Below are 19,243 nucleotides of genomic sequence, written 5' to 3' on the forward strand. Positions count from 1 at the left end.
TATAGCATGCCCGCTAAACTTTGTTATCTTGTTACAGGGTGCTTGGCGTGCAGGTGCTCGACTCCTGCGGAATAGTGAGACGACCGAGACCCCGCAGGGAGCGCAGCGACTGAGGAGGCTTGGGCGCGAACCCGCGGAAAGCGAGCGCCGGAACGGAAAGCAGCCACTTTGAGCTTCTTGCTTATTCTGTTCTCCTGGAATACCAATAAAAAAGATCCTTGACTAATGATTAGAATGCTTCCGCCTGTAGAAATCTCTTAAACTCAAAACTATATTCTATTATGCAATTTGAAAACTCAAGCTTCCATGAACTTCTGTGGTGTGATGCCTTCCATGCCGATCATTGGGTGGATGGCGTGGACGTTTTCGTTTGTCAGGCTGACAGGGCCGCTTTGTGTCGCTTCGGCCAGCTCTTTAGTTTGCTCTTCGGTTTTCGGTTCTTCCGCTGCGACCGCTAGTCTGTTTTTCAACGTGGTCATCCGCTGTGCGTCGTCTGTCCGTTCGACGCCGTAGCGGAAAACGCTTGGGTCGCCGCACAAGATGAGAAAATCCTTGCTACGGGTGATGCCGGTATAAAGCAAATTGCGCCGCAGCATTTTCATATAGCCGCGGACGACCGGCATAATAACCGTCGGGAATTCAGATCCCTGAGATTTATGGATCGAGCAGCAATATGCAAGCGTCAGCTGGTTTAAATCGCTGCGTTCATAAGTCACTTCGATGCCATCAAAAGATGCCACCAGCATGTCCTGCTTTTCGACGGTCTCTTTAGCTTTAAGGATCGCTACAACTTCTCCCATATCGCCGTTGAAGACATTGCTTTCCGGCTGGTTGACGAGCTGGAGGATCTTGTCGCCGATGCGGTACGTGATGTCGCCGAACACCAGCTCTTTGCGTTTGCCGTCCGGGTTCGGATTGACCATTTCCTGGATCATGCGGTTCAAGGCATCGATTCCCGCCGGCCCTTTGTACATCGGCGCCAGCACCTGGATATCTTTGATTGAATGGCCTTTTGACAAGGCACTTTTGACCACTTTTTCGACAACCGACGGAATCTGCTCGATTCCTGCTTTGATAAATGAACGGTCGGCTGTTTTCGCGGTGATGTCATCAGGCAATTGCCCGTTTTTCATTTGGTGCGCCAGTTCGATGATGGAAGATCCGGACGACTGCCGGTAAATATCGGTCAACTCTACTGTCGGTATCCGTTTTGATTCGAGCAGATCGCGTAAAACCTGGCCGGGTCCGACAGGCGGCAATTGGTCCTGGTCTCCGACAAAAATCAGCTGGGCGTCTTCAGGCACTGCTTTTAGCAGCTGATGCGCAAGCCACGTATCGACCATGGACATCTCATCAATGATGATCAATTTGCCTTCGATTTCCTTTTCGGTTTCTTCATCTTTTTCCTGCCCATTAAAGCCGAGCAGACGGTGAATGGTCATCGCCGGCAAATCAGTCGATTCGCTCAGACGTTTGGCAGCGCGTCCAGTCGGTGCTGCCAGGATGATCGGAAACGGCTCTTTTTTCTTGGCATATTCTTTTGGATCCAATGACAAACCGTGCAGCTCTGCATAAATTTCCACCAGTCCGCGAACCACGGTTGTTTTCCCGGTACCCGGTCCCCCGGTCAGGATCATGACAGACGAATTGATGCTGCTTTCGATGGCATCAACCTGCGTTTCCGCATAATTGACCCCCAGCCGCTCTTCTGCCTCTCCCAGTGCTTTGCGGACCTCTGAGCTTGGAAACTTCGTGCGGGTTTCCTGTTCGGCAAGCAGCGTTTCCAGTTTGGTCGCAATGCCGACTTCCGAATAATACAGCGATGGCAAATAAAGCCGCGTTTCTTCACCTGCGACTTTGCCTTCTTCATTTAATTCGATGGCTGCTTTGGAAATCGCATCGATCGGGATTTCTCCCTGCTGTCGCGCTTCAAGCATTTCTTTGACCATCGGAATCAAGGTTTTGGCATCAACATAAACATGGCCGTCTGACAGAGAAGCCTGATTGAGAATGTGCAGAATCGACGCTTTGATGCGGTCCGGGTGGCTGCCGGTGATGCCGAGCTTCAGCCCCAGTTCGTCAGCGCGCTGAAAACCGATTCCTTCGATTTCCTCGATCAGCTGGAACGGGTTTTTCGTCAGGATGTCAATCGTTTCCTCACGATAAGCTTGATAAATGCGCATGCCAACCTGCGGGCCAAAGCCCCAGTCATTCAGTTGAATCATGACACGCTCGAGGCCCAGATTCATTTGAAGCGTTGCACGGATGGTGTCTTTTTTGTCATCTGACAAACGCGGCACTTTGTCCAGGGCATCGGGGTCCTCCAGAATTTTTTTGATGGCTTCTTTGCCAAGTTTTTTGACGATTGATTCTGCCGTCTTGCGCCCAATGCCGTCAAACATATCACTTGACAAATAATGGATAATTCCCTGTTCGGTCTCGGGCACTTCTTTGGTAAAGGTCTCAACTTGGAACTGGACACCGTAGCGAGGGTGATTTTTCACCACTCCGGTAAAACGGTATTGCTCTTCAAGCGACAGCATCGGGAAATAGCCCGACACGATGATCTCTTTTTCAGTATATGGGGTATTGGTTTCCTGTATTTTCACTTTCGCGATGGAGAATAAATTTTGGGGATTGTGAAAAATCGAGACGACAGGACGCCCTAATACAAACTGCTTTTCTTCTTGAAATAAATCGATTTGTCCGGTCATTTCTGTCGTCTCCTTTTCACGTGGCTATTCCAGTGTTGTTGCAATCATATCGTAAGCGTAGCGCGCCATTTCGTTCCGTTCATCAAGTGTATAGGCTTGTTTCAAATGATGCATGGCATCTTCTGGCCGGTTAGTGGAAACCGCATAAAGAACACCCAAATTATAATGGGCGTCCGAATGGTTTGGATCTTGTTCCAGCACCTGCAGAAATTGCGGCTCTGCAAGCTCGAACAATTCCAATGACGCCAAAGTGATGCCATAGCTCAAGCGAGCCTGTACATCCTCTTTATCGAGCTCCACTGCACGCTGCAGGTAAGGCAGCGCCAATTTCGGCTGTTCCAGCTTTTCAAAGCATTTGCCGATCATGAAATGCGCATCAGCGCCTTCCAGTTCGTATTGCAGCGCTTTTTCGTACAGCTTCAAAGCTTCCGCATAGCGCTCTGAGTTGAAGTAAAGATTAGCAAGGCCGTAATAGGCTGTTGCTGATGTTTCGTCCAAAACGATCGCTTTTTGGAAAAACCGCTCGGCACGGTCGATTTCGTCCATGGAAGTCAGCACATGGCCAAAATTGATGTAGCCAAGCGCTTCTTCCGGTTGTTCTTCGATCGCTTGGGTGAAAGCCTTGATCGCTTCCTCTGTATTGCCTTGCTGTAATGCTTGTATGCCGATTTCATTGTAATTCATCGCTGTCTCTCCCATTAACCTACATATTCCAGACGCGCGCCGTTTTTAAAGACGCGGTCGATGGTTCCGCCGCCCAGGCATTCTTCGCCGTCATAAAAAACGACTGCCTGGCCAGGTGTGATGGCACGAACCGGTTCCGCAAATGTCACAATGGCTTCATCGCCTTTAAATTCAACGCTCACGCCGACATCCTGCTGGCGGTAGCGGAATTTCGCTGTGCATTCCAAAATGCCGGCTGGTGCTGTATTTGACGTAAAACTCAAGTTTACCGCAGTCAGGCTATCCGAGAAAAGAGCATCGTGATGGATATTTTGACCAACATATAAAACATTCTTTTTCAAATCTTTGCCGATCACGAACCAAGGGTCGCCTGCTCCGCCGATGCCAAGCCCTTGGCGCTGGCCGATCGTGTAATACATCAGCCCGTCATGCGAACCCATTTTGACGCCTTCCAAAGTTTCCATTTGACCAGGCTGTGCTGGCAAGTACTGTCCAAGGAATTCCTTGAAATTGCGTTCGCCAATAAAGCAGATGCCGGTGGAATCTTTTTTCGTCGCAGTTGCAAGTCCAGCTTCCAACGCGATTTCCCGGACTTTTTTCTTTTCCATATGGCCGATCGGAAACATCACTTTAGACAATTGGTTTTGATCCAATTGGTTTAAGAAATAGGTTTGATCTTTGTTATTGTCTTTGCCGCGCAGCATTTTTGTTTCGCCGTTTTCCGCGTGTTCCACTTGTGCATAATGGCCTGTCGCTAAATAATCCGCTCCCAGGCTTAAAGCATGCTCAAGGAATGCCTTGAATTTGATTTCTTTGTTGCACATAACATCCGGGTTTGGCGTGCGTCCCGCTTTGTATTCTTCCAGGAAATACGTAAAGACTTTGTCCCAATACTGCTTTTCGAAATTTACAGCGTAATACGGAATACCGATCTGGTTGCAGACCTGGATCACATCTTCATAATCTTCCGTCGCCGTGCAGACACCGTTTTCGTCGGTGTCATCCCAGTTTTTCATGAAGATGCCGATGACGTCATAGCCTTGTTCTTTCAATAAATAAGCGGCAACCGAAGAGTCGACCCCTCCGGACATGCCGACGACAACACGAATATCTTGTGGTGCTTTTGCAGTCATTATCTCTCACCTTTTCATTTTAACGCCAAACGCTGGCTGATTTGAGCTGTCTTCGCGGCAGCTTGTTCTATATCCTCGGATGTCAATCCGATGCCGAAGCTGAATCGGATGGAGTTGCGGATTTCTGCTGCCTGTTCCCCATACATCGCAACGAGCACATGGGAAGGGTCGATTGACCCAGCCGTGCAGGCAGATCCGCTGGAAGCTGAAATTCCCGACAAATCCAAATTGACCAGAAACGACTCGATTTCAATGCCCGGGATGCTGAGATTTAAAATATGCGGCATTTGGTCACTGCCGTTTTCTTTATAAACAACACCTTGTTGGTCCAAGGCTGATTTAAAAATCGTTTTGTATTGCTCGAAAGCTGACGCTTTGTCTTCCATCGTCGAAAGTGAAATTTCCACAGCTTTGGCAAACGCAGAAATAGCTGGCACGTTTTCTGTGCCTGCGCGGCGCTTGCGTTCCTGCTCTCCGCCATACAAAAGAGGCGTCAGTGCCGTTCCTTTGCGCTGGTATAAAAACCCGACACCTTTCGGGCCATTCAGCTTATGGGCAGAAACCGACAGCAAGTCGACGTTCAAGCGATCAACATCAATCGGCAAAACACCGTAAGCTTGAACGGCATCGGTATGGAATGTGACATCCGTCTCTTTTAGCAGTTCACCAATTTCAGCGATGGGTTGAAGTGTACCGACTTCGTTGTTGCCGAGCATGACAGACACTAGAATTGTATCGTCCCGCAGCGCATTTTTCACGTCTTCTGCTCGCACACGGCCATTTTCATCCACTGGCAAGTAAGTCACATCGTAGCCTTCACGCTCCAGCTTTGCGCAAGCGTGCAGTACTGCATGGTGTTCGATTACTGTTGTGATGATGTGTTTGCCTGTTTTTTTAGTGGCTGTGCCAAAAACCGCCAAATTATCCGCTTCTGTTCCGCCGCTCGTGAAAATGAGTTCATTGTCATCGGCGTGGATGCTCGCTGCAAGAAACTTGCGTGCATCGTCCAGCGCTTTTCGCGCAGCCCTGCCGGTTCCATGGATGCTTGACGGATTGCCGTACACTGTCCCAAGCGCTTCAGAAAAAGTTGCTACGACTTCCGGGTGCATTGGCGACGTTGCTGCATGATCTAAATAAATTTGTTTCATAATAAATAACTCCCTTATATATAATACATATAGCTTTCAGTTTCGCCGTTGTTGGCTTTTGCCAAATCTTCGATCGTGGTTGTGTCGAGGACATTTTTTACCGCATCACGGATGCGCACCCACAGCTCACGCTGAGGCTGCTTTTCGTCTTCGATTCCTTCCACCGGCTGAATCGGGCCTTCCAGGACACGGATCACGTCTCCTGCAGAAATCTCTTTCGGATGGCGCGTCAGCATATAGCCGCCGTAAGCTCCACGGACACTTTTTACGAGCCCCGAGTTGCGGAGTGGCCCTACAAGCTGCTCTAAATACGCTTCGGAAAGCTCGTTTTCTGCCGCAATTTTGCGAAGCGGCACCGGGCCTTCTCCGTATTGCTTGCCTAATTCAATCATAATGGTCAGACCGTAACGGCCTTTGGTTGATATTTTCATCATTACACCTCTAAGTTTGATAAATTGAACTAAAGATCTTTCAGTTTAAAAATGAAGAATTCGCTACAGGCGGACGCTTTCCGCGGGCACGGACTCTGCCGCTTCCCTCGCTCCACTCAGTCCAGTGGCTCCGTCACTGCTCCCGCAGGAGTCGCCGCCTTTCGCTCGTTCTTCTAGGCATCCTACAACTTCTCTCAAGTGGTTCTTATATTATAATTTACTCAATAAGATATGGAGCAAATCAGTTGCGACTCCTGCGGAACAGCGAGACGACTAAGACCCCGCAAGGAGCGCAGCGACTGAGGAGGCTTGGGCGCGAGCCCGCGGAAAGCGCAGCTGATTTGCGGAATATCATTAGCAGAATAATGCTAATAATAAATAACTGATTCACCCCAAATAAATTCCAATATTCTTCAAAACAGTATATCATAATTCAAGCCAAATGGACTTGCAATGACTTTTGAAACTTCAAACGCTATACTGATAGAACGAATGTACGGAAGGAGTTTTTTTATGCACAACGAACCTTTAGCTTTCCGTATGCGCCCCCGAACAATCGACGAAGTCGTCGGACAAAAAGATGTCATCGGGCCGCATACGGCTCTATATAAAATGATCAGCAACGGCCACGTGCCCTCCATGCTGCTGTATGGCGAGCCTGGCATCGGCAAAACATCCATCGCCCATGCTATCGCCGGCACTTCCAATCTGCCGTTCATCGCTTTGAACGCCACCACTTCCGGCAAGAAAGATGTCGAGGAAGTGGTGACGGAATCTCGGATGACTGGTAAAGTCCTGTTGTTCCTGGACGAAATTCACCGTTTCAATAAATTGCAGCAGGATGCCTTGCTGCCGCATGTCGAAAGCGGCTCAATCGTTCTTATCGGCGCGACAACGGAAAATCCATTCCACGATGTCAATCCGGCGATCCGTTCCCGCTGCGGCGAAATCAAACAGCTGAAGCGGCTGGCGCACGAAGACATCGTCCAACTCCTAAACGCCGCATTGACCGATCCGAAGCGCGGACTCGGCAACGAAGAAATTGACATCTCCGAGAAGCAAGTCGAGCGCATTGCTGAAGGCACCAACGGCGACGCCCGCAAAGCACTGACGATGCTGGAATCGATTGTCATTGCTTCGGACGAACGCGATGGCAAATATATCGTTGAAGACCAAATGATCGAGCAGATGATCAAACGTGTCGGTGTTTTTGGGGACAAGAAAGGATCTCATTTCTTCAACTTGCTGTCTGCACTGCAAAAATCGGTGCGCGGCAGCGACGTCAATGCCGCGATGTATTATTTAGCGCATCTACTGGAAAACGGCGACTTGACGGCGGTCACGCGCCGTTTGCTGGTGATGGCGTACGAGGACATCGGACTTGCAAACCCGGCAGTCGGCGGCCATGTATTGGCTGCTTGCCAAGCAGCTGACCGGCTGGGGCTGCCGGAAGCACGCATTCCCCTTGCACAAGCTGTCGCTGAAATGTGCCTGTCCGAAAAATCCAATTCAGCTTATAAAGCTATTGATGCTGCAACAGCAGCCATCAATAAAGGCGAAGTTGGCGATATCCCGATGCATTTGCGTGATACTCACTACGCCGGCAGCGCAGATCTTGGCCATGGCGGCTACCGTTATCCGCACGATACACCGATTGGATCTTTCGGCGGTTGGGCCGATCAGGACTACTTGCCGAAAGAAGTAAAATCAGCCGAGTTTTACAAACCGATCGTCGCTGGTGAAGAGAAAAAGTTTGCAGGAATCTACGAAAAGCTGAAAAGCTTCCGTAAAAACAAAAAGTAAAAATAAGTTAACCCAGCCATTTCCATAAGCGGAAATGGCTTTTTATATTCTTACATACATATAAAAAAGCCGGTTCATGACTGAACCGGCTTCGTAATTAATTCATCCGTACGCGTGTAATCGGAATGGACTTGGTGATATCGTTGACGACCCAGCTGGCAGCGATCAACCCCACGGTCGAAGGCGCGAAGGCGTTCGAGGATGGCGGCATCTGCGCTTTGCGGATAGGCGCATCGGGTTTGCCGACGTTTTCCACTACATCTTCACGGACAATGATCGGGCTTTCATCCGAAAAGACAACAGGAATCCCTTTGTAGATTCCTGCCTGGCGCAGTTTTTTGCGGATGATTTTTGCAAGCGGATCGGTATGTGTCTTGGAAATATCCGCAATTTTAAAGCGCGTTGGGTCGGTTTTATTGGCCGCTCCCATGCTGGCGATGATTTTGGTGCCGCGCTTGTAGCATTCTTCCATCAAATGCACTTTGTAGATCATGGTGTCCGACGCATCAATAACGTAATCCGGATTGTAGCTGAAGAATTCCTCGTAGGTTTCTTCGGTATAAAACATATGCAGGGAAATGACCTTGCACTCTGTGTTAATGTCAGCGATGCGGTCTTTCATGACGCCCGCTTTGGACTTTCCTACGGTCGACAAGTTGGCCACCAGCTGCCGGTTGATATTGGTGATGTCGACATTGTCTTTATCCACCAGGATAATGGTGCCGACTCCACTTCGTGCACATGCTTCTGCTGCGAACGATCCGACGCCTCCGATACCCAAAATCGCGACTGTTGCATTCTTCAATAACTCAATTCCTTCTTTACCTACCGCTAATTCGTTTCGTGAGAATTGGTGTAACATTAAGCCACTGCCTTTCAAAGTTAGTACGCATAATAGAAAGTATACACATTAAAAATCCCTTCAACAATAAATTGTCGAAGGGATAAAAATGATTTTTTATTAGGAATCCCAATCGTGCCGTCTTTGTTGGTGCGCATCGTTTGAACCCGCTGAAAGCAGGTGGGTGACCTCTTCACCACTTATAACTTCCCGTTAAGGCATGTTAGCCATGGTGAAATGTGATCTCCCGACGACATAATGTTGGGTCAAAATCGAATTGCTCAAAACGTACACATCAGGATTCTCTATACACGTATGTTAGCATACCTTTTTTATTTAAACAAGCTTTTTACTCTGCTACTTTTTTATTATTCTGAATGTTCAGGGATAGGCTCAATTCTTCAAGTTGCGTTCCAGAGACCGTGCTCGGCGCGTCTGTCAGCAGGTCGCTGGCACTGGCTGTTTTCGGGAACGCGATGGTGTCGCGCAAGTTGGTGCGTCCTGCCAGCAGCATTACCAAACGGTCAAGGCCGAACGCAATACCGCCGTGCGGAGGCGTTCCGTATTCAAAAGCTTCCATCAGGAAACCAAATTGCTCGTTGGCTTCTTCTTTGCTGAAGCCGAGTACTTCGAACATCTTCTCCTGGATTTCGCGGCGGTAAATACGGGAAGATCCTCCGCCGAGCTCATAGCCATTCAAGACAAGGTCATATGCTTGCGCGCGGACGTTCTGCGGCTCTGTCGCTAATTTATCCAAGTCTTCTTCAAACGGCATCGTGAATGGATGATGGGCTGCATAGTAACGGCCTTCTTTATCATCGTACTCAAGCAGCGGCCAGTCAGTAATCCATAGGAATTTATAAACCGAGTTGTCGATCAAGTCGAGTTCTTTGCCGAACTTCAAACGAAGTGCCCCAAGTGCATCGGCCACTACGGTTTTCTTGTCTGCCACAAACAGCAGTAAATCTCCTGCTTCCGCTTGTGCGCGTTCAGTCAAAGCTGTTGCCGCGTCGCCTTCAAAGAATTTAGCAATGGGGCCTTTGACGCCTTCTTCTTCAACTTTCAGCCAAGCCAGCCCTTTTGCTCCGTAGACGGCAGCAAACGCGCCTAATGCATCAATGTCTTTGCGTGAATAATTGGCAGCCTGCCCTTTGACATTGATCAATTTGACTTGGCCGCCGTTTTCGATGGCACCGGTAAAGACTTTAAATGCTGAATCTTTGACCAGTTCCGATACATCCACCAGTTCCAGGCCAAAGCGGACATCCGGCTTATCTGAACCAAAACGGTCCATCGCTTCTGTATAGCTCATGCGCTGGAATGTCGGCTCGATGTCGATGTTTTTAACATCTTTCATCATCTGCACCATCAAGCGTTCATTCATGCCGATAATATCTTCCATTGTCTGGAAGCTCATTTCCATATCGATTTGCGTAAATTCCGGCTGGCGGTCAGCACGCAGATCCTCATCACGGAAGCATCGTGCAATTTGGTAATATTTATCAAATCCAGATACCATCAGCATTTGCTTGAACAGCTGCGGCGATTGCGGCAAGGCATAAAATTCACCATCATGGACACGGCTTGGCACTAAATAATCACGTGCGCCTTCCGGTGTAGATTTGGTTAAGATCGGTGTTTCCACTTCAATAAAGCCTTCTTCATCCAAAAAGCGGCGGATCGATTTGGTTACATCTGAACGCATTTTAAACGTTTCATACATCGCTGGACGTCGAAGATCCAAATAACGGTATTTCAAACGCAGGTCTTCGTTGACATCAGTGTTGTCTTCGATCGCAAACGGCGGATTTTTTGCTGCGTTGATAATGGCTGCATGGTCTACCTGCACTTCGATTTTACCGGTTTTCATGGCTGCATTGATCTGGCCTTCTGCCCGTTCCACAACCAGTCCGTCAATATGGACCACGAATTCGTTGCGCAGCGATTCGCCGATCGCGGCTGCTTCTTTCGAAATTTCCGGATTGAAAACCACTTGAACGATTCCTGAACGGTCACGGACATCGACAAAAATCAAGCCGCCCAAATCCCGGCGCTTTTGTACCCAGCCTTTTAATGTAACACGCTGTCCAGTTGCTGTTTCGTTGACTTCTCCACAATAATGCGTTCTTGACATAGTTATTCCTCCAGTGATTTCTTTTTCAGTATTGTCCCGGCGAGTTCTTCGAATGCCATTTCCTGCTGTTCACCCGTCGCCATTTCTTTCAATGCCACATTGCCGCTCTCCAGTTCCGTTTCGCCGATAACGATGACGAATCCGGCACCTTTGCGGTCAGCAGATTTCATCTGTGCTTTTACTTTACGGCCGGCAAAATCCATATCTGCCGAAATTCCGTTCATGCGCAAGTTGCGTACGACTGAAAATGCTTTTTTCTTCGTCGTCTCATCCATCGCCACTACATAGACTTCCAAATTGTTTGATTGGCCGATTTCCACTTTTTCCATTTCCAATGCCAGCAACAGCCGCTCGATGCTCATTGCAAAACCGATTCCTGGGGATTCTGGTCCACCGAGATCTTCAACCAGGCCGTTGTAACGTCCACCGCCTGCCAAAGTCGTGATGGCGCCAAAGCCTTCCGCTTCGCTCATGATTTCAAATGCGGTGTGGTTGTAATAATCAAGGCCGCGCACCAAATTCGGATCGACGACAAAGTCGATGTCCATGCTTGCAAGATAAGATTGCACTTCATCAAAATATTCTTGAGATTCTGCGTTCAAATAATCGGCAAGCGATGGTGCAGTCGCCATCAACGGATGATTGCGGTCCACTTTGCAGTCCAGGATGCGCAGCGGATTTTTCTCTAGGCGCGTCTGGCAATCGCTGCAAAACTCGTTGATGCTTGGCTCAAAATGCTTGATCAACGCCTCTTTGTGCGCCACACGGCTTTCCGTATCGCCGAGTGAGTTGATGACCAAACGCAATTGCTTGAGGCCGACAGAACGGTAAAGCTCCATTGCGAGTGAAATCACTTCCGCGTCAATAGCCGGATCCTTGGAACCGATCGCTTCGACGCCGAATTGTACGAATTGGCGCATGCGGCCAGCCTGCGGACGTTCATAGCGGAACATCGGACCCGTATAGAATAATTTCACCGGCTGGTCCGGCATGCCGAACAGTTTGTTTTCCACATACGAACGGACAACCGAAGCTGTTCCTTCCGGTCGCAGCGTCAACGAACGGTCGCCGCGGTCCTGGAATGTATACATTTCCTTTTGAACAATATCGGTCGTGTCGCCGACACCGCGCTGGAATAGTTCCGTGTGTTCAAAAACCGGTGTACGGATTTCCTTGTATTGGTAGAGTCTGCACAAATCATTGATTTTCTGTTCGATTTCCTGCCACTTGGCTGATTGGTCAGGCAGCACATCGTATGTGCCGCGGGGTGCTTGAATATTCATCATCTCTTCACTCCTCTATTTTTCCATACAAAAAAGCTCCCGCCCCTTGCTTCACGCAAGGGACGAGAGCTTGTATAAGCTTCCGCGGTTCCACCCTAGTTGATGCAAGAAAATGCATCCTCTCATTCCGGGTAACGGCCGGTTCCGTCTTTTCCTAGTAAGCGGCAAGCGCTTTTCAGAAAAAAGCCTCAAAAGTGTTATTCATCGCAGGTGTCTGCAGGAAAGTTTACAGCCTGAGACTTTCCCTCTCTTTTCAGCCAAATCATGCAATTACTTTCTTCGTCGTCAGCAAATATATAAGTATAATAAACCAATCTTAATAACTCCCTGATTGCTTGTCAACCTTTTTGACACAAGCCGTTCTTTTTTTGATATTATTGAATAGAAATTGTTTTAGGGGGAATGGCATGAAACGCAAAGGGTTAATCGCAATTATTTTATTCTTTTTAATTATAGCCGGCAGCTTGCCGCTGTTGGATAAAGATCATGTATGGGCCGATACCGGCACCGTCGAAATTTCCGGTTCGACCGTCAATATCCGATCCGGTCCAGGTTTGTCTTACAGCCTGACTGGTGACTTGGAGCAAGGAGAAACCGTTTCTGTCGTTTCCAAGCAAGGTGATTGGCTGGAAATCCGCGCCGAAGGCCAGGAAGGCTGGATCGCATCTTGGCTGACGACAGCTGCAGGCGAAGAACAAACAGCTGCCGGACAAACGGCCGTATCCTCAGTCAACGGTTTGAACGTCCGTGCACAGGCTGATCTGTCTGCGGCCGTGCTGACGAAAATGAATGCCGGCGAAAAAGCGGAAGTGCTCAGCACAACCGGCGACTGGATCGAAATCAGCTTCCGAAATACGCGCGGATTTGTCTCGAAGCAATACATCAGCCTCGGTGAGTCACAAGCAACGGCTGAAACCCAACAGCCCGATGACGACGCAGAACCCGCAGAACAAAAAGACGCAATTTCCAAAGTCTCGTCTTTTGAAATCGCTGTCAGCGCATTAAACGTCAGATCCAAACCAGACCTTAGCTCTGAAATCCAGCAGACGGTCAATAAAGGCCAAGTCTTCCCTGTAGTTTCTATGCAAGGAAATTGGGTAGAAATCGAATTAGCGGAAGGCAAAAATGGGTGGGCGTATGCATTCCACGGCCAACTGTCCGACCAGGCAGCAAAAACTGTGGAAAACGATGCAAACGAGTCCGTCACCATCCTGACAGATGGAACGAACCTCCGTACGCAAGCTTCAACCGCTTCTGAAGTCGCCAGCCGCGCAAATGCGGGTGATGAGTTAACAGTAACTGGCAAGCAAGACGAATGGTATCAGGTTTCAACGGCCGATGGCCAAACAGCTTTTGTGGCTGAATGGGTCGTGTCAACAGAAGAAGCAATTGACCAAGAAGAACAGGCCGAATCATTCGACCGCAGAAAAGGCACCTTAAACGGCATCACTATCGTACTTGACCCGGGACATGGCGGCAACGACGGCGGTACAGTAGGCGTCCGCAAAACAGAAGAAAAAGAACTGACTTTGAAAACATCCGAAATTTTGTCGCAGCATTTAAGTGCGGCAGGAGCAGACGTTGTCATGACCAGGCAGTCTGACACCTATGTTGATCTTCGCAAACGCGTTGCTGAAAGCCACCAGGCTGGAGCCGATGCCTTTATCAGCATCCATTATGATGCCACTGAAGACAGCAGCGTGTCCGGATTTACTTCTTACTACCAGCACGATTACCAAAAAGAGCTGGCCGAATCATTAAATGCAGGACTTGACGACAAACTGACCCTGCACGACCGCGGCGTCCAGCACGGCAATTATTTGGTGCTGCGTGAAAACAAGCAACCTGCAGTCCTCGTTGAACTTGGCTTCCTCAGCAATTTCAATGAAGAGCGGGTCCTGACCAGCAATCAATTCCGCGAACAGGCGGCACTTGGCCTGTACACAGGAATCATTAATTATTTCGATGCACAATTAGGCGAATAAAAAAGCACGGAGAAAAATTCTCCGTGCTTTTTTTGTGGAATTTCTGTTGAACGTGCATAAAATCTATTAAGCGTGCATATTTTCTGTTGAACGTGCATAAAATCTATTAAGCGTGCGTATCTCGCAGAAAACGTGCATAAACAATAAAAACAAAAAGAAGCACAGGCAAAATCCCCCTGTACTTCTCCGCTATTTTCTATTTCGACTCCACCAGGATCGTCACTGGCCCATCATTGATCAGCTGGACGTCCATCATGGCGCCGAAGATACCTGTTTCGACAATCAGGCCATGACCGCGCAGCGCTTCGTTGAAGGCATGCCAAAGCGGTTCAGCCGTTTCCGGGCGGGCCGCTGAGATAAAGCTTGGCCGCCGCCCTTTTTTGACGTCGCCGTACAGTGTAAACTGGGAAATCGAAAGAATCTCACCGCCGTTGTCGAGAATCGACCGGTTCATTTTGCCTTCTTCGTCTTCGAACAGGCGAAGCTGGGCAATTTTGCCGGCCAGGTAATCGGCGTCTTTCTCTGTATCTTCATGGGTGATGCCGACTAGCAGCACATAGCCGGAGCTGATAGCGCCGGTAATGTCGCCCTCGACCGTCACCGATGCTCCTTTGGATCGTTGCAGAACTACTCTCATGCTGCCTCCTTAATTCGTCACACGCAAGACCGAATAGACATCCGGAATTGATTTGATCCGTTCGACAACACGGTTCAGGTGTGAAATATGCGGGATCATGATCGACAGATTGATGGTCGCGATTTTGTCTTTGTCCGCACGGCCGCTCACTGCGGTGATGGTCGTTTTCGTTTCGCTGACCATGTGCATGACTTCGTTGATCAAGCCGGTGCGGTCATAAGCTTGCACTTCAATATCGATTTGATACGCCTTATTGTCCGGTGATCCGGCATTTTCCCATTCAACCGGGATCAATCGGTCATTTGCCTCGGAGTGGATATTCGGGCAATCGGTGCGATGGACCGAAACCCCGCGTCCTTTGGTAATAAACCCGATAATGTCGTCGCCTGGCACCGGGTTGCAGCATTTAGACAAGCGGATCATCATATTGTCGATTCCTCGAACGATAACGCCGGAGTCGGTTTGCTTTTTCGGTACGTTGGATTTCATTTCGACTGTGATTTTTTCAAGCGCTTCTTCCTGCTCACGCTTTTTGCGCATTTTTTCTGCCAGGCGGTTGACGACCTGCTGGGCGGTGATGCCGGTAAATCCGACAGCCGCATACATATCATCTTCCCCTGCAAAATTGAATTTTTCACAGACGCGTTTGATGTTTTCATTCGTCAAAACTTCTTTGATCGGGAATTCCTGCGCTTTGATTTCTTTTTCGATCATGTCCCGGCCTTTTTGGACATTGTCTTCACGCAGCTGCTTTTTGAAAAATTGCTTGATCTTATTCTTCGTCTGCGTTGACTTGGCAATTTTCAGCCAGTCGCGGCTTGGGCCGAATGACTGCTTGGACGTCAAAATTTCTACAATGTCCCCCGTGTGCAGTTCGGTATCAAGCGGTGCCATCTTGCCGTTTATTTTGGCGCCGATGGTTTTGTTGCCGATTTCCGAGTGGACACGGTATGCAAAATCAATTGGGCAAGAGCCTGCCGGCATTTCGATGACGTCGCCTTTTGGCGAAAAGACGTAAACCATATCGGAAAACAAATCGTATTTCAGCGATTCCATAAATTCTTCCGCATTGTCCGATTCGTTCTGGAAATCCAGAATTTCACGGAACCAGGACAGGCGTGAATCGACTGAGCTTTTCGGCTTGTCGATGGTTTTGCCTTCTTTGTATGCCCAATGCGCCGCCACACCGTATTCGGCGATGCGGTGCATTTCTTCGGTACGGATCTGCACTTCAAGCGGATCGCCTTGCGGGCCGATCACGGTAGTATGAAGCGACTGGTAGAGATTTTGTTTTGGCATGGCGATGTAATCTTTAAAACGGCCTGGCATCGGCTTCCATGTCGAATGGATAATGCCCAATACCGCGTAGCAATCCTTGATGCTTTCAACGGTAATGCGGACAGCCAATAAATCATAGATTTCGTTGAACTGTTTGTTTTGTATGGCCATTTTCCGGTAAATACTGTAAATATGTTTTGGCCGGCCAAATAGATCCGCTTTAATGTCGACTTCGTCGAGTTGTGTGCGGATCTCACTCATGACTTTATTCAAATAATCTTCCCGTTCGGTCCGTTTCTTTTTCATCAAATTGACAATGCGGTAATACTGCTGCGGGTTCAGGTAGCGCAGCGCGGTGTCTTCCAGCTCCCATTTGATGGTATTGATTCCAAGGCGGTGCGCAATCGGTGCAAAGATTTCCAGCGTTTCATTGGCTTTGATGCGCTGCTTTTCAACGGATTGGTATTTCAAGGTCCGGAGATTGTGCAGCCGGTCGGCCAGTTTGATCAAAATGACACGGATGTCCTGTGCCATGGCTACAAACATTTTGCGGTGATTTTCCGCCTGCTGCTCTTCTTTGGATAAATACTGGATTTTGCTCAATTTGGTCACGCCGTCGACCAGCATTGCCACTTCCTCGTCGAAATCACGGACAATGTCTTCACGGCTGACTTCTGTATCTTCCACAACATCATGCAAAAAGCCCGCTGCTACAGTGGCTGGATCCATCTGCAATTCTGCCAGGATCCCGGCCACCTGCACCGGATGCACAATATACGGTTCTCCCGATTTCCGGAACTGTCCCATGTGGGCATCGTACGCTACTTGATACGCCTTCTTTATCGTTTTCACATGATCGGCATTCATATAAGACGCAACCATTTCGAATACATCTTCAGCTGTTCTCACTTGATCTTTAGCCATAATTGCCCACCTTGCTTTAAATTTTTCCAAAAGTATATCTTTCTATTATAAAAAACAAAGTGGCTAAATGTAAAGCTTTGTTAGCTCTTCTCCATCACTTTAATAAATTCCCGAAGATAATCCGGCAGATCGGGTGGACGGCGGCTTGATACCAGGTGGCCGTCAACGACTACAGGTTCATCCAGCCATTCCGCGCCAGCGTTGACCATATCGTCTTTTATTCCCGGCGTGCTGGTGACTTTCCGGCCTTTTAAAATGTTGGCAGAAACGAGCACCCAGCCGGCGTGGCAAATTTGGCCGATGGGCTTTTTCTGGTCGTCCATATGGCAGACCATTTTCAAAACTTCCGGAAAACGGCGGATTTTGTCCGGTGCCCAGCCGCCTGGAACAAGAAGCGCGTCATATTCTTTCGCGAGTGCTTCTCCGTAAGACAAATCGGAAGTCGCCGGAACGCCGTATTTGCCGATATACTCGACACCAGCTTCTTCTCCAGCCAACTCGACTTCGGCCCCTTCTTCCCGCAATCTTAAAATCGGGTACCACAGCTCCAAATCCTCAAATTCATGGTGAACAAAACTCAGTACTTTTTTTCCAGTCAATCTCATGTTATTTCCTCCTTTTTTATTTGTTTTAAAGCAAATGGGAACTTCGTTTTCTGACCCCTTCCAAATAGACAAGCTCACTGCCTTTTCCGACAGCAACTGCCTGTTCTGCAGAGCCGATGCTGACCAAATTTTCTACACGGACGCTGCGGGCGCTTTGTTCGCCGCCAGCGATTGATACATCTGCTCCTGCCGTCGTAAAATTCCGGATCACTCCATTTGTCAAAGAAACGCAGCCTGCCCGGTACTGAATTGCAGCAGCCGGCTGCCGCTTGTAATCATAATCGGGATCTCCGACAAAAAGAAAGCGGTTGATAGCGACGTTGCGATAGCCTGACACAACCATACAGCGAGGTGCAGACCCTTCATACAAAGACGTTTCAATCGGCTCAATCGCTACCAGCCGCTGTGCGAGGATGTTGAATGCCGATTTTGATTCCGGATCGTCCTTTTTATGGTGGCCAATGTGGCGGAAATTAAAAGAACGATTGTCGTGGACCGAAAGATGGCCAGAGATATGGACGCCTGATGCGGCCGAGGAGTTGGCATGTGCCTTGATCTCAATTCCGCCAAAGCAGCGCGCACTCGAATTGTTTGCCAGCCAGACATGACGCGATCCGTCGTCTACTTCAAAGCCATTGGAATTGGAAAACCCTTTTTCGTGCGCCCGCCCGCTTGGATCGCTGAAATGCGAATTGGAGACGAAAATATAATCGCTGTGATGCGTCGTCAGTCCGTCGTCGCCAAAACCGGAGCCGCTGACGCCGTCAAGCCAGACAAATTGGCTGCCGCCTCTCCCCCGCAAGCCGTCTCCTGAATAGTTATAGAGAGGCGCTGTGATGTCAAAGCAATGCAGACCCGGATTGAGCGCCTCCACGTCCTTGACCCAGCCGTAGGTAACGCGCGCAAATGTCAAACAGCTGGAATGGTTGCCGCCTGCGCTGGTGTTTTTAATATCGCCAAGGCGCTCAACATGCCAGTCCAAGGTCAGCCCTTCCACGGAAATATTGCGGTTGCCCGACAAGTAGTTGCTGTTGGTCAGGAGGCGTGCCTTCCGAGGTGCTTTCGCCTGCAGCTTTATCACCGTCCGCCCTTTGCCTGCACCGATCAGCCGTGTCCAGGACGGCAGTTTCAAACCGTCTACCATATAAACACCCGCCGGCACCTTGACTTCAACCGCTCCTTTGCCAAAGGCTTTTTTAAAGGCTTTTGTGCAGTCGGTTTCCCCATCCCCCACCGCACCATAGTCCCGCACGTTGACCCGGCGCTGGATGGTCGACTCAAGTTTTCGGTATTCGCCGTCCAGCCTGTCCTTCCACGCGGGGTACAACTGCTGACCCGATACCCTGGTTTCAAAACCGTATTCATCGTCTAGTAAAAACTCTTCTGCCAGAAAAGACCATAACCGTTCCGTGAAGTTCATTTTCCGCTTGGCGTGCTTGCTGACAGCGAAATCTTTTTTTATGGCAGCAAAAAAACTTTCCGTTTCGCGGGTAATTTTTTCAAGAGGTGTGCGATTGTCCAAGTATTGGTCAATCCATGCAGCATTCAGTCGGGGATCGTGCTCTTTTTCCAGCTTCATCTTCCAGTCACCTCCCATATGTCACTCTTGTTTCCATACCCTCGATACAAGAAAAAAATCCCCC

14 protein-coding genes, 1 other RNA gene and 1 other annotated feature are annotated in these 19,243 nt (G+C 49.1%); of the genes, 2 read left to right on the top strand and 13 right to left on the bottom strand.

Features of this window, described 5'->3' with window-relative positions:
- Nucleotides 1–296: 296 nt before the first annotated feature.
- From recD2 to cymR, 5 genes are read right to left on the bottom strand one after another with little or no spacing between them, the layout of a single operon-like run.
- Nucleotides 297–2,714, bottom strand: coding sequence for an SF1B family DNA helicase RecD2 (recD2, locus tag GJB59_RS06515; protein ID WP_142827754.1), 2,418 nt, complete (start codon nt 2,712–2,714; stop codon nt 297–299).
- Nucleotides 2,715–2,738: 24 nt separating this feature from the next.
- The gene (locus tag GJB59_RS06520) at nt 2,739–3,398 is read right to left on the bottom strand and encodes a tetratricopeptide repeat protein (RefSeq protein WP_185960039.1); all 660 of its coding nucleotides are present in this window, start codon (nt 3,396–3,398) and stop codon (nt 2,739–2,741) included.
- A gap of 14 nt (nt 3,399–3,412) precedes the next feature.
- The gene (mnmA, locus tag GJB59_RS06525; RefSeq protein ID WP_185960038.1) at nt 3,413–4,531 is read right to left on the bottom strand and encodes a tRNA 2-thiouridine(34) synthase MnmA; all 1,119 of its coding nucleotides are present in this window, start codon (nt 4,529–4,531) and stop codon (nt 3,413–3,415) included.
- Nucleotides 4,532–4,545: 14 nt separating this feature from the next.
- On the bottom strand, nt 4,546–5,679 hold the full coding sequence (locus tag GJB59_RS06530; protein WP_185960037.1) for a cysteine desulfurase family protein: 1,134 nt from the start codon (nt 5,677–5,679) through the stop codon (nt 4,546–4,548).
- Between the two features lie 14 nt (nt 5,680–5,693).
- Nucleotides 5,694–6,110 (bottom strand): cysteine metabolism transcriptional regulator CymR, encoded by a 417-nt coding sequence (cymR, locus tag GJB59_RS06535; RefSeq protein ID WP_142827750.1) that lies wholly within the window; start codon nt 6,108–6,110, stop codon nt 5,694–5,696.
- A 513-nt stretch (nt 6,111–6,623) separates the two neighbouring features.
- Between cymR and GJB59_RS06540 the strand changes: the two genes are divergently transcribed.
- Nucleotides 6,624–7,913 (top strand): replication-associated recombination protein A, encoded by a 1,290-nt coding sequence (locus GJB59_RS06540; RefSeq protein ID WP_142827749.1) that lies wholly within the window; start codon nt 6,624–6,626, stop codon nt 7,911–7,913.
- Nucleotides 7,914–8,010: 97 nt separating this feature from the next.
- On the opposite strand, the gene GJB59_RS06545 is transcribed toward GJB59_RS06540, so the two are convergent.
- The 4 genes from GJB59_RS06545 to hisS form a co-directional block, all read right to left on the bottom strand.
- Nucleotides 8,011–8,775, bottom strand: a complete 765-nt coding sequence (locus GJB59_RS06545) for a tRNA threonylcarbamoyladenosine dehydratase (RefSeq protein WP_142827748.1) — start codon at nt 8,773–8,775, stop codon at nt 8,011–8,013.
- A 101-nt stretch (nt 8,776–8,876) separates the two neighbouring features.
- Nucleotides 8,877–9,059: non-coding RNA, 6S RNA (gene ssrS, locus GJB59_RS06550), on the bottom strand.
- A gap of 44 nt (nt 9,060–9,103) precedes the next feature.
- Nucleotides 9,104–10,888: an aspartate--tRNA ligase gene (aspS, locus tag GJB59_RS06555; protein WP_142827747.1), complete on the bottom strand. Its 1,785-nt coding sequence runs from the start codon at nt 10,886–10,888 to the stop codon at nt 9,104–9,106.
- Nucleotides 10,889–10,890: 2 nt separating this feature from the next.
- Nucleotides 10,891–12,171: a histidine--tRNA ligase gene (hisS, locus tag GJB59_RS06560; protein WP_142828021.1), complete on the bottom strand. Its 1,281-nt coding sequence runs from the start codon at nt 12,169–12,171 to the stop codon at nt 10,891–10,893.
- A gap of 55 nt (nt 12,172–12,226) precedes the next feature.
- Nucleotides 12,227–12,466 (bottom strand) — a binding site (T-box leader).
- A gap of 112 nt (nt 12,467–12,578) precedes the next feature.
- Here hisS and GJB59_RS06565 point away from each other — a divergent pair.
- A complete protein-coding gene (locus tag GJB59_RS06565) occupies nt 12,579–14,156 on the top strand; it encodes an N-acetylmuramoyl-L-alanine amidase family protein (RefSeq protein ID WP_142827746.1) in 1,578 nt (525 codons plus the stop codon).
- A gap of 196 nt (nt 14,157–14,352) precedes the next feature.
- Here the strand turns inward: GJB59_RS06565 and dtd are convergent, their stop codons facing one another.
- The 4 genes from dtd to GJB59_RS06585 form a co-directional block, all read right to left on the bottom strand.
- Nucleotides 14,353–14,793 carry a D-aminoacyl-tRNA deacylase gene (dtd, locus tag GJB59_RS06570; protein ID WP_142827745.1) on the bottom strand — a complete coding sequence of 147 codons (441 nt, stop codon included), beginning with the start codon at nt 14,791–14,793 and terminating at the stop codon, nt 14,353–14,355.
- 9 nt (nt 14,794–14,802) lie between these two features.
- Entirely contained in the window at nt 14,803–16,995 is a 2,193-nt protein-coding gene (locus GJB59_RS06575; RefSeq protein ID WP_142827744.1) for a RelA/SpoT family protein, read from the bottom strand.
- Nucleotides 16,996–17,075: 80 nt separating this feature from the next.
- Complete coding sequence (locus tag GJB59_RS06580) at nt 17,076–17,600, bottom strand: type 1 glutamine amidotransferase domain-containing protein (protein ID WP_142827743.1); 525 nt, start codon at nt 17,598–17,600, stop codon at nt 17,076–17,078.
- Between the two features lie 25 nt (nt 17,601–17,625).
- Nucleotides 17,626–19,179: a glycosyl hydrolase family 28-related protein gene (locus GJB59_RS06585; RefSeq protein ID WP_142827742.1), complete on the bottom strand. Its 1,554-nt coding sequence runs from the start codon at nt 19,177–19,179 to the stop codon at nt 17,626–17,628.
- Nucleotides 19,180–19,243: the final 64 nt, after the last annotated feature.

The organism is Planococcus soli, assembly GCF_016881065.1.
GTDB lineage: Bacteria > Bacillota > Bacilli > Bacillales_A > Planococcaceae > Planococcus > Planococcus soli.

What these genes read in the sequence shown, in the direction of transcription:
- hisS (WP_142828021.1), bottom strand. Translation starts at nt 12,171, where the DNA reads ATGAATATTCAAGCACCCCGCGGCACATACGATGTGCTGCCTGACCAA.
- dtd (WP_142827745.1), bottom strand. Translation starts at nt 14,793, where the DNA reads ATGAGAGTAGTTCTGCAACGATCCAAAGGAGCATCGGTGACGGTCGAG.
- GJB59_RS06540 (WP_142827749.1), top strand. Translation starts at nt 6,624, where the DNA reads ATGCACAACGAACCTTTAGCTTTCCGTATGCGCCCCCGAACAATCGAC.
- cymR (WP_142827750.1), bottom strand. Translation starts at nt 6,110, where the DNA reads ATGAAAATATCAACCAAAGGCCGTTACGGTCTGACCATTATGATTGAA.
- mnmA (WP_185960038.1), bottom strand. Translation starts at nt 4,531, where the DNA reads ATGACTGCAAAAGCACCACAAGATATTCGTGTTGTCGTCGGCATGTCC.
- GJB59_RS06565 (WP_142827746.1), top strand. Translation starts at nt 12,579, where the DNA reads ATGAAACGCAAAGGGTTAATCGCAATTATTTTATTCTTTTTAATTATA.
- GJB59_RS06530 (WP_185960037.1), bottom strand. Translation starts at nt 5,679, where the DNA reads ATGAAACAAATTTATTTAGATCATGCAGCAACGTCGCCAATGCACCCG.
- GJB59_RS06585 (WP_142827742.1), bottom strand. Translation starts at nt 19,179, where the DNA reads ATGAAGCTGGAAAAAGAGCACGATCCCCGACTGAATGCTGCATGGATT.
- recD2 (WP_142827754.1), bottom strand. Translation starts at nt 2,714, where the DNA reads ATGACCGGACAAATCGATTTATTTCAAGAAGAAAAGCAGTTTGTATTA.
- GJB59_RS06545 (WP_142827748.1), bottom strand. Translation starts at nt 8,775, where the DNA reads ATGTTACACCAATTCTCACGAAACGAATTAGCGGTAGGTAAAGAAGGA.
- GJB59_RS06580 (WP_142827743.1), bottom strand. Translation starts at nt 17,600, where the DNA reads ATGAGATTGACTGGAAAAAAAGTACTGAGTTTTGTTCACCATGAATTT.
- GJB59_RS06575 (WP_142827744.1), bottom strand. Translation starts at nt 16,995, where the DNA reads ATGGCTAAAGATCAAGTGAGAACAGCTGAAGATGTATTCGAAATGGTT.
- aspS (WP_142827747.1), bottom strand. Translation starts at nt 10,888, where the DNA reads ATGTCAAGAACGCATTATTGTGGAGAAGTCAACGAAACAGCAACTGGA.
- GJB59_RS06520 (WP_185960039.1), bottom strand. Translation starts at nt 3,398, where the DNA reads ATGAATTACAATGAAATCGGCATACAAGCATTACAGCAAGGCAATACA.